This is a genomic window from Runella sp. CRIBMP (assembly GCF_009905605.1).
Classification (GTDB): domain Bacteria; phylum Bacteroidota; class Bacteroidia; order Cytophagales; family Spirosomataceae; genus Runella.
Genome location: NZ_JAAAKZ010000002.1, coordinates 384,053 through 398,836, shown reverse-complemented (window position 1 = coordinate 398,836; position 14,784 = coordinate 384,053). Strand labels below are relative to the sequence as shown.

8 protein-coding genes are annotated in these 14,784 nt (G+C 46.3%); 3 read left to right on the top strand and 5 right to left on the bottom strand.

Features of this window, described 5'->3' with window-relative positions:
* Window positions 1-146: 146 nt before the first annotated feature.
* From GVN20_RS06810 to GVN20_RS06795, 4 genes are all read right to left on the bottom strand, one after another.
* Window positions 147-2,474, bottom strand: coding sequence for an OmpA family protein (locus tag GVN20_RS06810; protein ID WP_166557611.1), 2,328 nt, complete (start codon window positions 2,472-2,474; stop codon window positions 147-149).
* Window positions 2,475-2,615: 141 nt separating this feature from the next.
* Window positions 2,616-4,031 (bottom strand): tRNA lysidine(34) synthetase TilS, encoded by a 1,416-nt coding sequence (gene tilS, locus GVN20_RS06805; RefSeq protein WP_166557610.1) that lies wholly within the window; start codon window positions 4,029-4,031, stop codon window positions 2,616-2,618.
* Between the two features lie 42 nt (window positions 4,032-4,073).
* Window positions 4,074-5,069 (bottom strand): sugar phosphate isomerase/epimerase, encoded by a 996-nt coding sequence (locus GVN20_RS06800; protein ID WP_166557609.1) that lies wholly within the window; start codon window positions 5,067-5,069, stop codon window positions 4,074-4,076.
* A 76-nt stretch (window positions 5,070-5,145) separates the two neighbouring features.
* Window positions 5,146-8,895, bottom strand: a complete 3,750-nt coding sequence (locus GVN20_RS06795) for a ThuA domain-containing protein (RefSeq protein ID WP_166557608.1) — start codon at window positions 8,893-8,895, stop codon at window positions 5,146-5,148.
* A gap of 155 nt (window positions 8,896-9,050) precedes the next feature.
* Between GVN20_RS06795 and GVN20_RS06790 the strand changes: the two genes are divergently transcribed.
* From GVN20_RS06790 to GVN20_RS06780, 3 genes are all read left to right on the top strand, one after another.
* Window positions 9,051-9,779, top strand: coding sequence for an NrtR DNA-binding winged helix domain-containing protein (locus GVN20_RS06790; protein ID WP_166557607.1), 729 nt, complete (start codon window positions 9,051-9,053; stop codon window positions 9,777-9,779).
* A gap of 112 nt (window positions 9,780-9,891) precedes the next feature.
* Window positions 9,892-11,139: a peptidase T gene (gene pepT, locus GVN20_RS06785; RefSeq protein WP_166557606.1), complete on the top strand. Its 1,248-nt coding sequence runs from the start codon at window positions 9,892-9,894 to the stop codon at window positions 11,137-11,139.
* A 64-nt stretch (window positions 11,140-11,203) separates the two neighbouring features.
* Window positions 11,204-13,672: a TonB-dependent receptor plug domain-containing protein gene (locus GVN20_RS06780; RefSeq protein WP_166557605.1), complete on the top strand. Its 2,469-nt coding sequence runs from the start codon at window positions 11,204-11,206 to the stop codon at window positions 13,670-13,672.
* A 64-nt stretch (window positions 13,673-13,736) separates the two neighbouring features.
* On the opposite strand, the gene GVN20_RS06775 is transcribed toward GVN20_RS06780, so the two are convergent.
* Complete coding sequence (locus GVN20_RS06775; RefSeq protein WP_166557604.1) at window positions 13,737-14,717, bottom strand: phytanoyl-CoA dioxygenase family protein; 981 nt, start codon at window positions 14,715-14,717, stop codon at window positions 13,737-13,739.
* Window positions 14,718-14,784 lie beyond the last annotated feature (67 nt).

The window sequence follows — 14,784 nt, the reverse complement described above, 5'->3', positions numbered from 1 at the left end:
GAGTTGTTAGGTTAAGACATTGCTTAAATTTAAACCTCAAAGTTAGAAATAGGTTTTAAAAAGGCTTGTTTGTTATCCCAAAACAAAACAGCGAAGCTTAATAGCCTCGCCGTTTGTTCCCTATCCTTACTATACTGCTATTACTTTTACTTTCCAGTTAGTGCTTCACCAACTCCTCCTTTGACCGAAAGAATCTTGAATTCTGTTCGGCGATTGAGGCGGTGTTCGGCATCTTCACAATTTGCCCCATCAACACAATCGTTGACCAATTCAGACTCTCCATATCCACGGGCTACCAGACGTGATGGGGTGATTCCTTTGCGGACCAGATAATCAAAGGCGGCGCGAGCGCGGCGCTCTGAGAGGCGCAGATTATACACGTCGCTGGCGCGGCTATCGGTAAATGACCTCAATTCAATTTGCATCGTAGGATACTTCTTCATCAGGCTTACTACTTTATCCAATTCTTTAGCGGCTTCAGGACGAATGAAAAACTTATCCAAATCGTAATAAATATTATCGAGAGTAAACACGTCGCCTGTGCCGTACATGCTCAGGTCGCTTTCTACGATTTTCTTCTTCGTTTTCTTATTCTTGTTGATGGTTTGTTCGTTGGTCGCCAACTCGTCGCCTTCGGCCCGCAAATCGTAGTTGCGGCTTGGGTCAACTTCAAACTCATATCCTCCATCGGGGCCCGTTACTACGGTGCGTTCGGCACCCGTTTTCTGGTCTTTTAAGGTTACTTTTACGCCTTCTTGTGGCGCTTGATTTACCTCACGTTTTACCGTTCCGCGCAAAATCGTGTTCTCGCTCTTATTAAGGTAAATCGACACGCTCATCTGTGGATTGGCTGACTGGGTCATCGTTGAGAAACGAACATTGTTGGTGGCGTATCCTTCTTTGATGGCCTTAAAGTCGTAATCGGTTTGTGCTTCCAAGCAAATCTTTGTGGCTCCATCGATTCCCGTTTGTTGAATGTCTTGGTTAGAACCATTTTTTACGATTCTAACGTCGGCTCCTTCGATGGGAGTGTTGGTTTTGGCATCAAGTACCAAGATTTCAAGGGGGCGGCAGGTGCGAGTAAAGCGGTAAATATTATCGTCAGATACGCCTTTGCTGCGGTTGGAGCTGAAGTAGCCAGTACCCAATTCTTTGTCGCTGATTAGTCCAAAGTCATCCTTTTCGGAGTTAATGGGTGCGCCCAAATTTTTTACGCCTTTGTAGGCAATTCCTTCCTTAAGCTCTGCATAAAAAATATCCAGACCGCCCATTCCTTCGTGACCGTCGGAGGCAAAGTAGAGATTGCCGCCCGCGTCGATAAACGGAAACATTTCATTGCCCTCGGTATTAATTTCTTTGCCTAAATTGACAGGCGTGCCCCATTGTCCATTGTTGTATTCCACCACGTAAACGTCCGTGCCGCCAAATCCACCGGGCATATCCGAGACAAAATAGAGTTTGGTGTCGTCGGGTGAAAGCGCGGGGTGGCCCGTAGAATAATCGTCGCTATTAAAGGGGAGTTCTTTGACGCCGCCCCAATCTTTGCCTTTTTGGTCGGCAATGTATAATTTTAATTTGTTGATTCCGTCGTTGCTTTTCTTGCTTTTTCCACCGTTGTAGTTGTTACGGGTAAAGACAACTTTGGTGTAATCTTTGAAGAAAGTAGCGGGGCCTTCGTGGTACTTGGTGTTGAGCGTGCGGCTAAATTTCTCGGCTTTGGTGACGGGCATCGGCAAATCGGGGGTGGGGGTAGCCTCTGCGAGTGTGCCTGTGTTGCCATTGGTGGCAGAGGCACCGCCTAAGGTTCCCGCCGAGTTGAAGTAGGTGTCGCGTACGCCTTTGAGTGCCGAGGTATCAGGGGTGAAATAGAGATCAAGAAACGGCGTTTGGTTCCAGTTAAAAACCCGTTTGATGATTCCTGATTCGGCTCGTGAGGAAACAAAGACCAACCCACCTTTGAAATACATCGGGCTAAAATCGGCCTGTTTGGAGTTGACTGGCAAATACTCTACGCGATACATGGCCGAATCTTTGTAAAAACGATTCATGTCCATGTACGTAACTGCAAACTTTCGACCGCGTAAATCGGACGATTGTAGGTCGGCGTACTTTCCGTACATTTTTTGCGACTCGCGGTGTTTGCCATTGCTTGCCAGCGCTTGGGCGTAATAGAGATAGTTGCGGCTGTCGGCATCGGCAAAACTTTCTACCAATTGTCCGTAAACTCTTTCCGCATTGCGGGTGTCTTGGAGGCGCCGGTAGCTGTAAGCCAATTTTTCTAGCGCCTCTTTGCGTTCGACAGGGTCAGACTTTTTGTCAACGCGAAGGAATTCTTCGTAGCCCCGCACAGCATCGGCATAGCTGTATTCGTCAAAAGCCCGATTGGCCGAACGGAGTCTGGCGTTTTGGGCGAATGCGTTGAGTGTCATCAGGGCCAGAACAAATCCCAACGCGATTTTACCTACGGTTTTCATAATTGCAAAAGTGTTACAGTAGCAGGAAAATAGGATTCTATCTGTTAGGTGTCAATTACTGTGCCAAAAAATAAAAGTAAGTTTTTTTTGGAATAAAAACTATTGGGATGAAGTTAGGTGTGTGAAATAACTATCTGTTTTTCAGTTAGATATATCATGTGAAAATTTTAAAATTCTCACAGTTGTTTCGCTAATTTTAAAACGTTCATCCAATCGAAAGCCTACCAGCCAAGCTATTTCGCCGTCTGATTCGAGTACGTAGACTTGGTTTTTTTGATTTCGGGGCACCTTGGCATCGACCAAAAAGTCACTGATTTTCTTCCTTTTTCCCTTCATGCCCAACGGACAGAACCAATCGCCTGGCTGCCAAAGACGCAGCTTGAGCGGATATGTTATCGCATCTGCATCTATATAAGCGACTTCATTTTTATTTTCTGTAACGGTGGTTTCACCAGTTGACCACGTCAAATGCCCTCCAGCATAGTTAATTTCACCGCTAGGTTCATTCAATTCGTAGGACGCTGAGCTAGGTTTTTGGGTAGGAGCGACGAGCCACTTACCCCGGTTCATAACCAATGTATGCGTTGGTGAAAAATACCTTTTGCCCGTTTGTCCTTTTCGGTTAAGCCAAATGAGTTTTGATTGTTGGTACGTAAAACCAAAGCCTGTGAGCCACTGAGCTAGCAGTTCTACGGGAGCAACTTGCTCTTCTAATGGCGCAATAGCAATCCATATTGTGCTACCTTCGGGGCTAATGATTTCAGCCTCAATGGTTTTTCGGTTTGCTGCCAGCAGGTTTTCGGTGGCTTTGACGCGCTCGGCCAACGTGGCAACGGAGGCCGCTACGTTTGGGTTAAGTTCCCTTAAAATAGGAACTACGTGGTGGCGTAGCCGATTGCGGGCATAATCTACGGAAGCGTTGGAACTGTCTTCCCGCCAAGGCAATTGATTTTGCGTTAGAAAAGCCTGTATGTTGTTTCGTGGGGCAAAAAGTAGCGGACGAACCAATCGGTCTTTTTTTGGCAAAATCCCGTGCAAGCCCGCCAAGCCCGTACCCCGCGTCAGGTTAAGCAGGACGGTTTCGAGGAGGTCATCTTGGTGGTGAGCGGTGAGAATATAGTCATAGCGAAATTGCTGACGGATCTCTTCAAACCAAGGATAACGTAATTCGCGGGCGGCCATTTGGGTAGAAATGCCCTTTTTTTTGGCAAATATCTTGGTCTCAAACCGCTCAATGTGACAGTCAACTCCGTATTTTTGGGCCAGTTGTTGTACAAATAATTGGTCGCCATCCGAATCTTCGCCCCTTAATTGGAAGTTGCAATGCGCAATTCCGAATGAAAACCCCGCCTCATGGCATAGCTGCGTCAAAACGACCGAATCAATGCCCCCGCTTACCGTCAGTAGTAATCGGTCGGCGGGCGTAAATAGTTGGTTTTCCGTAATAAATCGTAAGAAAGCTTGCAGCATTGGTCGGTTATTGGCTTGGCAAAGATACGTATAAAAAAAGAACGTCGTCGAGGCAGACTTCTCGACGACGTTGATAAGAATATACATTGGTAAAGGCTAGATGCTTACCGATGTTAAGAACTTGAATGGTTAACTTAATAAGGCTTTTTCCAACAGCGCCTTGGTGGCCTTTATGCCTGCGTCTTCGTCTAAATAATTTTCTTTGGAACCCATCATTTTCATCACGCCGCCTTCGTACTCAATTCCGATGTAGCCTTTGAAGCTTTTAGGAAGATTGGCTTTAACAATCGGCATCATTTTTTCAAAATCTACGTCCGTACAATTGCCATTTGCGTCGAATTTGTGCGTTTTGGCGCTGACGCCTTTGGCAAAAGGCATCAACTTTTTAACGCCTTCATATTTGTCAAAGTCATTGAGTATTTTGGCATTCATAAAGCCTTCCATCGTCATGACTTTGGGTTTTTCGCGCTCAGTAAAATTGCCAAAATCGGGCAGTGAGCCTGCATAAGGGTTTTTCACTTGTTTGAGAAGGCTAACTAGCCAGTCGGGGTTGGTCGAGACGTTGATGTGATTTTCGATGATGACGCCGATGCCCGCTTTTTCTCCGAATTCTACCAATTTTCCGTACCCTTCAACGCCCGCTTTCATTAATTCCTCGGGAGTGCCGTCGCCCGTCATGTTTACCCTGATGGAATGACAACCCAAAAATTTGGCGGCTTCAATCCATTTGTAGTGATTTTCAACAGCCTGCTGGCGTTTAGCTGCGTCGTTAGCGCCCAAATCTCCTTCGTTATCGACCATGATAAGCACGTTGGTGACCCCCAAATCAGCGGTTCGTTGTTTGAGTTCGCTGAGGTAGGCTTGGTCTTTGGCTTTGTCTTGCCAGAACATAGAAACGTATTCTACGGCGCTGATGCCAAATTCGTTTTTGGCCTTGGCGGGAAAATCCATGTTTTTGAGTTTACCACTGAACAACGAACCCGCCAACGAAAACTCGGCCAACGAAATGGTAAACCAAGGCATGGCATCAGCAAAGGTAGATTCGGCCACAAAACTTGCGGCAGTAACCATCCCCAATTGATTCAGGAATTGGCGACGATTGAGGTTATTGTCTTGAAATGTCATTTTTGTAAATGGTTACAGTTTAACGTCGGCAAGCGGTTCCATTGTGGGTTCTAAACCTTGCCGACGTTAATGCGTTTTATTCTTTTTTTCCTTCAAACACCATTCCCATGGCTTCCAGCTTGATTTTGGAAATATGAGCGCTTTCGTCACGGACGAAATAAACGGTGGCTTTGCCATCGGCGTCAAATTTATCGGGGGTGCCCGTGGCACTGATTTCGCCGCCTTGGCCGCCAGCATCCATGATTACCTTGCCATCTTTCACCTTCACCTCGATATATTCAAAAGGTAATCCTGTCATTTTGTATTTACCAGCGTAGGCACTAATATCATTTTTGGGGGCAGCATCGACCGCAGGCACATTGCCCAATGCGGGAGTATCGGTTTTGAATTCGATTCCCATCACGACCATGAGCGAGCCCTCCGCTTTTGGATTTTGGAAAACCAGATAAACATCATGAATGCCTTCGGTGGGGGTAAGGTTGATTTTGGCGGCATTTCCTCCAAAACCTCCTTTGTCGGTGGCTTCAATAAATCCAGATTCGCCGATGAGTTTACCCGTAGGTGAGCCTAAACGAAGCTCAATGTTACCGCCTTGTGCATTTAACTGGGCTTTGGGGGTAGCAACGACTAATTCTACTCGCTGAATACCTGTTAAATCAGCCTGGTTGAGTCCGATGTAAGCGCCAGATTTGCTGGGAATCACGAGGTCATTTCCACCAAACGACATTTTGTTGACCGACTCATATTTGTCAAAACCGTGCGGACTTATTTTAGCATTCCGAAGGGTATAGGTTTGTTCTGAGGCAAGCGAGGGTAGTCCTTTGTTACCTTGGTCTTCGTAAGACGCCCGTAGAATGAAAACCCCTTGTCCTTTATCCCCAGCTGGTACTTTGGTCGTGTATGAACCCGCCACTGGCAATGAATTTGTATTGGCTTTTTGGTTAGAAAGACTCAAAATATATTTCACCATGTCGCCTGCATCAGCGGCTGAAAGTTGCGGGTGGCCCGCCATGGGCGTTTCGCCCCAAACGCCGCTACCGCCTGAGATGACTTTTTTTGCGAGTTTTTCGATGGCACTGGCATCACCTTTGTATTTTTGGGCAATGGCGCTGTACATGGGCCCGATGGATTTTTTGTCAATGCTATGACAGGCCTGGCAGTCGCTGGCGGCAATGAGTTTTTTGCCAGTGGCAAAACCCGCACTCGCATCCGCAGAGCGGTGGCCTTGGGCAATGGCTATTTTGTCATATCCTTCGGCCAAATAGTCAATGCTTACGGCTACTTGTTCGGGTTTGATTTTTCCGTTGGCGAGGCTTCCGTCTTCTTTGTCACTTACTTTTACCTCATAATCAAACGATTTGTTGGCGAAAAAGAAAGTCTTGTTGCTTTTGGGTAAGTCAAAGGTCAATACTGGCGGCTCGTTGCCAGCGGTCAATTCCAACGATTGAGAATTAGAAGCGCCTTTTGCATCGGTCACGGTTAACGTGGCTTTATAAACTCCCGCTTTGGCCAGCGCCAACGTTGGATTTGCTTCGTTTACAACTTTGTTAAAACCGTCTTTGGAGGTAATTTTCCAAGAATACTTCAGCGCATCACCATCTGCATCGGTTGTTCCTTTTGATGAGAGGTTTACTTTGAAGGGAACCGAGCCTCCCATTTTGTCGGTGGCTACCTGTACAATGGGTTTTCTGTTTCCGCCGTTGTATTCAATTCGTATCAAACGCGCGTCATCGTTGGCCGTAAACCAGCCCGAGCCGTATTCGAGCATGTACAAATCGCCATTGGCATCAAACTCCATGTCCATCGGATTGCTGAATTTATAGCTTGGCATAAAGCGGTCCATCGAAACATAGTTGCCGTCTTTATCCATCGTAACGGCCATAATCCAGCCGCGCATCCAGTCGTAGGTCAGGATTTTGCCATCATAATACTTGGGGAAAGCACGAGCGGCATTTTTGAAATCTTCGCTGTAAAATACGGGACCCGCCATGGCATTGCGACCGCCGCTTCCCACCATCGGAAACTCGGGAGATTCGCCGTAAGGATACCAAATAAAAGCTTTTTGGGCGGGTGGTAGTTCTTTTAAGCCAGTGTTGTTGGGAGAGGTATTGATGGGCTTGGTCGCGTCCCATTTTTCACCCGATTTATTATTTACAAAATCAAATCTGTTGTAGGCTTTGTTGTCGCCCACGAAGTGTGGCCATCCAAAGTTACCTGCTTTGCGGGCCTGACCCACTTCGTCGTGCCCTGCAGGGCCTCGGTCGTCGGCGGGTTTGTTGGCGTCAGGACCAACTTCGCCCCAATACACAAAACCTGTTTTTTGGTCTACTGAAATGCGGAATGGGTTACGGTGGCCCATGGTATAGATTTCGGGGCGGGTTTGCGGTGTCCCTTTGGGGAATAAATTTCCTTCGGGAATGGTGTAGCTACCGTCAGGTTGTGGTTTGATGCGAATGATTTTTCCACGTAAATCATTGGTATTGGCCGATGATTTTTGGGCGTCCCAAGATTCACGGCCTGGGCGCTCGTCGCTAGGGCTGAAACCGTTGGAGCCATGGGGGTTGGTATTGTCGCCCGTTGATAAGTATAGATTCCCCGCTTTATCCCAAGCGATGGAGCCACCTGTGTGGCAACATTCTTCGCGTTGGGTGGCTACTTCTAAGATTACTTTTTTTGAACTCATAACCAACTCGTCACCACGTAATTCGTAACGGGTTAAGATGTTTTTGGGCTCACCACCCGCGGGAGAATAATAGAGGTAAATCCAGTGATTTTGGGCGAAATTAGGGTCTTTACTCAATCCCAAAACGCCATCTTCGCCTTCCGAAACTTTTCCTTCTTTGCTGGTATACTTAGTGTTTACGTCGAGCTTGGCAATGGTTTTGAGTTGCTTTGTTTTGGTGTTATAAAGTCGAATTTCTCCTTTACGTTGGATGAATAAAATGCGCCCGTCGCCCAACACGGAAAGTTCCATGGGTTCGTCCAGTTTTTCTTCCAAAACCACTTTTGTAAAACGGTTTTCGTCGGGACGTGCTTTGGTATAATCCAAAGGTTTGGGCGCATCGCCTCCCATCACGTAGTTCAAACCAGCCCAGATATGATTAAGAAAAAGAGGTTCCGAGAAGGTCTCATCGGTATGCCCCATGGCGGTATAAAATGCCCTTCCTCCGTCAAATTCTTGGTACCAACTCATGGGGTGATTGTCCCCATTTTTGCCTCCTTGGTAGGTTTTTTCATCAATTTTTAGGAGTACATTAATACTTGGACTGATGTTTTTAAAGGCATAAAATTCATCGGTGCGTTCAAACTCATCAGGCATTCCCTTGGTAGCCCAATGGTTTTTCATGGCTACGATAAATTTCCCTTTTTGAACGTTGCTTGGAACAGAAGGATGGTCTAAAAAATAGGCCCCCGCCAAGCGTCCGTACCACGGCCAGTCGTATTCGGTATCGGTTGCGGCATGAATGCCTAAATATCCGCCGCCAGCTTGGATATAGTGCTCAAAATTAGTCTGTTGGTTGGCGTTCAGTACGTCGCCAGTTGTATTTAGAAATACTACCGCACGATAACGTTTTAGGTTTTCTGGGTTGAATTGCGTGGCATCTTCGGTCAAATCAACGGTGAACCCTTTTTCTTGGGCCATTTTTTGAAAAGCGACTTTTCCTGCCTCAATCGAAGCGTGCCGGAAGGCTGCTGTCTTGCTGAAAATCAACACGCGGCGTTCGGGCGATTGCCCAAAAACCATTGCTGCGCCACATATCAGCAATTTCCAACTGAGAAGCAGGAAACGGACTGATTTTCGGGTGTTTACGTTTACTTTTTTCATGAATAAAACGAGTTGAAACTGATAGGTTAACTTGGTAATGTTTTAATTTTAGTAGAGATAATTTTGTTATTATCTCATTATGGGACAATAATAACTGATTTTATTATATTACTCAAATTTTTACGTATTTTTGCCTAAACCCTTATGCTGCATGTATGCCCATTATGAATGAACTTGAAGATTTTTTAGCGTTAAAACACCGTTTTATCCCCCAACTTTCAGTCGACTGCGTGATTTTTGGTTTTCATAATCAACAACTCAAAGTATTGTTACTGAAATTAAAAAACTTGGATTTATGGGCGTTGCCCGGCGGCTATGTAGAGCAGAGTGAGGGAATTGACGATGCTGCTCAGCGAATTTTGGAAGAGCGGACGGGCCTGAGAGATATTTATTTGGAACAATTTCGGGTATTTGGTTCGGCAGACCGCTCCACCAAGGAATTTATCCAAAAAATCATGGAAGTACACCACCCAGAATCGATGAACGAACCTTGGGTGTTGCAGCGATATGTGTCCATTGGTTATTACGCTTTGGTAGACTTTTCAAAAGTAAACCCCACGCCAGATTTTTTGTCAGAATACTGTGAGTGGTTTGAGATGAAGCAATTGCCCAAATTGGCCTTTGATCACCGCGAAATCATTCAAAAAGCGTTGGAAACCCTGCGAATAACGCTGGATTCTAAATTGATAGGCTCCAATCTTTTGCCCGAAACATTCACGATGATGGAACTGCAAAGCCTTTACGAGACTATTTTGGAGACGCCCCTTCGTCGGAATAATTTTCAGCGAAAAATGCTGAGTTTGGATATTTTGGAACGAATCGAAAAGCTGTACACAGGAGCGGCCAACAAAGCGCCGTACCTGTATCGATTTAAAAAATCGTAGTTAATTTCCATTCAAAACCTTTCATTGACCGTCAATATTTAAAGGTTTGGTAAATTGAAAACCGTTTAGCATCTTGCTATTCGGTTTTTTTATTCACTCAGCCCACCAACTCATGTCATCAACTCCCTCTACTGTGCTTGATCGCTTCCTGCGATATGTTCAAATTGATACGCAATCCGACCCTAATTCCACCACGCAGCCTTCCACCGAAAAACAAAAAGATTTGAGCCGATTGTTGGTCACTGAACTTTTTGAAATGGGTGTTTTAGACGCGCACCTCGATGAGCATGGCTATGTGTATGCCACGCTCCCCGCCAACACGACCAAATACAACGTGCCAGTAATTTGTTTTTCTTCGCACGTTGATACCTCACCCGATTGCTCGGGGGCGGGTGTAAAGCCAATCGTGCATACGAAGTGGGACGGCTCTGACATTGTACTTCCCGATGATTCATCGCAGGTGCTACGTCAATCAGAACATCCTGATTTAACCGCCCAAATTGGCAATGACATTGTAACCGCCAGCGGTAAAACGCTGCTCGGAGCCGACAACAAGGCGGGCGTGGCGGAAATTATGGATGCAGTTTATTTTTTGATAAATAATCCTGACATCAAACACGGAACCGTCAAAATCCTTTTTACCCCCGATGAGGAAATCGGTCGTGGTACTGCCAAGGTAGATTTAGAAAAACTGGGGGCGGATTTTGGTTATACTATTGATGGTGAGAGTGTTGGAACATTGGAAGACGAAACTTTTAGCGCGGATGCGGTCAAAATTACGATTTCAGGCGTAAGTACGCACCCAGGTTTTGCGAAAGGAAAACTCGAAAATGCGCTTAAAATTGCGGCAGATGTGCTGGCCGCTTTGCCAAAAGATACTTTGTCGCCCGAAACTACCGAAGACATGGAGGGGTTTATTCACCCGACCCATATCGAAGGAATTTTGGAAAAAGTAACCCTCGGATTTATCATTCGTGATTTTACATTGGCAGGATTGCACGAAAAAGAAACGTATTTGAAGGATATTTTGGATCATGTTTTGACGAATTATCCCTATTCTACCGCCCATTTTGAGGTGATAGAGCAATACAGAAATATGAAGGAAGTGCTGGACCAACATCCACAGGTGAGTGACTTTGCGCTAGAAGCGATTCGGCGCAGCGGTCTTACTGCCAAGCGTAGGAGTATTCGTGGGGGGACCGACGGGTCGCGGCTTTCGTTTATGGGATTGCCGTGTCCAAACATTTTTGCGGGCGAACACGCGTTTCACTCAAAATTGGAATGGGTTTCGGTGCAAGATATGCAAAAGGCCGTCGAAGTGATTGTAAATCTTTGTCAAATTTGGGAAGAAAAAGCGTAGTCATTTGCGCTAGAACTGATACTTTATTAACTGCCATTTTACAAACTAAACCGTTAAAATACCGATGTTCCGTAACAGCCTGTTTACACTTTTCGCGGCGTCTTGCATTGCGTTGAGCGCTTTTCGTTTCGACGATAATTGGTTAGACAAAATTGTGGCAAAATTTGAAGCCTACCAACGAAACTCTCCTCAGGAAAAAGCTTATCTGCACTTGGATCGGCCGTATTATTCGGCTGGTGAAACGATTTGGTTTAAGGCCTACTTAATCAACAGCGGCAGTCACACGGCCGACTCGGTCAGCCAAGTTTTGTACGTGGATTTGGTCGATAAATCGACTGGGAAAGTGGTTTTGTTAAAGAAAATTGAAATGATTGGCGGATTGGGCGAAGGCGATTTAGCCCTTAAAGATTCCCTCAAAGCGGGTGACTATATGGTCAGGGCCTACACAAACTGGATGCGTAATTTTTCGGAAGATTTCTTTTTTCACCGTGACTTGCTCATTTTTCGGGCAGAGGCATCACCGACTGTTTATCCTTCCAACGCCGACGACATCGACGTGCAGTTTATGCCCGAAGGCGGTCAATTGGTGCTGGGAATGGAGGGAAGAGTGGCTTTTAAAGCAACCAATATTTTGGGGAAAGGCGCTGACATTACGGGGGCGGTGCTCAATCAGGCCAATGATACGCTGGTGGGATTTTCAACGCTCAAATTTGGCATGGGTTTTTTTACCATCACGCCCGAGCCAGGAGAGAAATACCGCATTGAGGTGCGTAAGCCAGACGGTAAATATGTGAGTTACGCTTTTCCTGAACCGCAAAAAGAAGGAATCGTGATGATGGTGGACAATGTTTCTAACAAAGAAAATGTAAGGGTTATTCTTAAACACAACAAGGTTGTTTCGGCAACGAGCGAACTCGCACTGATTGCCCAAACGAGGGGAGAAATAATGTACGCCGCCAGAACGTCGATGGCCAAAAAGATGTCCCTTTTCAGTATTCCAAGGGCCAATCTTCCCGAGGGAATTACGCAATTGACGGTTTTTGACGAAAAAGGTTTGCCCGTTTGTGAACGCCTGGTTTTTGTCAACAAAAATCACCCTTTGTCGCTAGAATTGAAGGCTGACAAAGCGGTTTATAAAAGCCGTGAAAAGGTAGAGTTGGAACTGACGGCAAAAGATGCGGCGGGTAATCCCGTCAGCGGGAGTTTTTCTTTAGCCGTGACCGATGCGAGGCAAGTGCTTGAAAAAGAGATGTATGGCGTAAATATTCGTTCGTATACGTTGCTTACATCCGACTTAAAGGGCGCGGTTGAGCAGCCTTCTTATTATTTTGACACTAAAAACCCCAATAACGTGCGTGACCTAGAAGTGTTGATGATGACGCAGGGGTGGCGGAGATTTTCTTGGAAAAACGCGTTGGAAGATTCGCTTGTTGCCAATAAATATTTTGTGGAAGAAGGGATTTCATTAATGGGAAAGGTAGTGCGCAGCAACAAAAAACAGCCCGGAAAAGTGAAGTTGACTTATATGTTGCAATCCAATGGGAAGGACAGCACCCGTGCGGTTTTTATGGGCGAAACGGCAGAAACGGGCGAATTTGCCGCCCTAAATTTGGACGTTCGCGACACCACAAATCTCTTGATTCAAGCCGTGTCGGAGCGCGGAAATCGTAATTTTAATATCTTGCTGGATGCTTTCCAACCCGCTACCGTGACGGTCACTAAAGTGCCTTTTAACAGTATTCAGTTTGACGCCAATGAGTTGGCCGAGTATTTGAAGCGAGCAGATGAATATTTGCAAATAGAGCGCAAAATCCGAGAAAGCCGCGAAAAAATGTTGCAGGAAGTGGTAGTCAGAGCCCGAAAAAGCGACCAAATAAAAAAAGACAGCCGCCGTGCTATTTACGGCACACCCGATGCCACGATCAAATTTGACCAAATTAATTCCTCGGGGGCAATGACCATCTTTGACGTTATTCAGGGGCGTGTAGCGGGTGTCACCGTGACGGGTAGCGGGTTTAACCGCACGGTGCAGATTCGAGGCTCGGCCAATTTCAGCGGCGTGGTAGAACCACTGTTTGTCCTCGATGGAATGCCCGTCGATAAAGCCTCCATTATGAATATTCCACCCGTGGATGTAGAAGCCGTTGATATTCTGAAAGGAGCGTCGGCGGCCATTTATGGCAGTCGAGGTGGAGGCGGTGTTATTGCAATTTTGACCAAAAGAGGCGGTGAAAATTATGATTGGTCCAAAGACAAAGAGCCCGTGCCTGGTACGCTAGTAACCAAATTGCTGGGTTACAGTCCTGTCCGTGAATTCTACGCACCGCGCTATGATAAAGCGGCTCCTGAGCACGTAAGGCCCGATTTTCGTCCAACGGTATTTTGGGCACCGATGGTACAGACCGATAAAGAAGGTAAAGCCAAGATGACATTTTTTACGTCAGATGCTCAAACACAACTCAATCTTCGGGTAGAAGGGATGACCCCTAAGGGGCAATTTGGGGCCGCTACGACGCAGCTGAAAGCGCAATAAATGCAATTATAACAAGAACCGTTTTGAGCATATATAAAGCTAAGAACGGTTCTTGCTTCATCGCCTACCAGTTTTCTAACCCAAGCAGTTTCTTACCTAGTTCATTCAGTTCAGCGACGCCGTACTTGGTTTGCTCCCAGTTGCGCGGGTCGCCTGGAAAGGCGTATCCTTCGGGAGAAATGCGGTTTTTCCACGAATTAATCCGCCACTGTCGCATCGACTCATTGTCTTCCTCGGCGGGCATCATGGAGATGTACTGCGCAATGCGTACTTTGTTGCCCGATAAATTTGGCCGGATGCCGTGCGGCTGCGAGCTGTTAAAAATCAACAAATCGCCTGCTTCCAGTTTGACTTTGACTAAGTATTGTTCTAGTCCCGTAATGTCGGGTTGGAATCGGTTACGATCGGCGGGTTGGGTCAATTTCCACGTATCATACGTCCGGAAAAGTTCAGGAATGCATTGGAATCCGCCCATGTTTTCGTCGGTTTGGTCCGCCAAAGCCAATACGCCCTGCACATTTTGAGGTTTGGTTTCGGGGTCATAGTCCCAGTGAATAAAACCTTTGTATTCAAACCCAGGCCGAATCGGGAAGTTCAGATTGGCGCGGTCGATGGTTACCCACAGTTTTTCGGTGCCCCAAATATCCACAAATGCATCATAAACCCGCGGCATCTGGCGGTTATTCCAGAGGTGTTGGTTGTTATATACTTCCACCATTCCTGTTCCCGTCAATTCTTTCATTTTCATTTCTGCACGGGGAGGGGCGTACCATGTTTCAGGGTTTGTAGGGTCTTTTTCTTCAAATTCCCACAAGAACTGTGCAGTGCGCTCGGCTTGTTCTTTCGGAACGGCATTTTTAATGACAATGTAGCCATTGTGAATCCAAAATGCCCAATCTTCTTCGCTCAAAACCCGAAGGGGTTGGCCGTTGGAACGGTCGCTCAACTTGATATGACTGCTGGTAGCCGTTGACGGATTGCCAGGAATATCTTTATGGTTTTGGTTGGGGGTGGCCATTGTGGGGGCCATAGTTTGCGCTTCCATGTTATGTCTTATTTTGGATTGAAATAATGATACAAAGATAATGGCTTTCGATGGCCGATTTCTACCC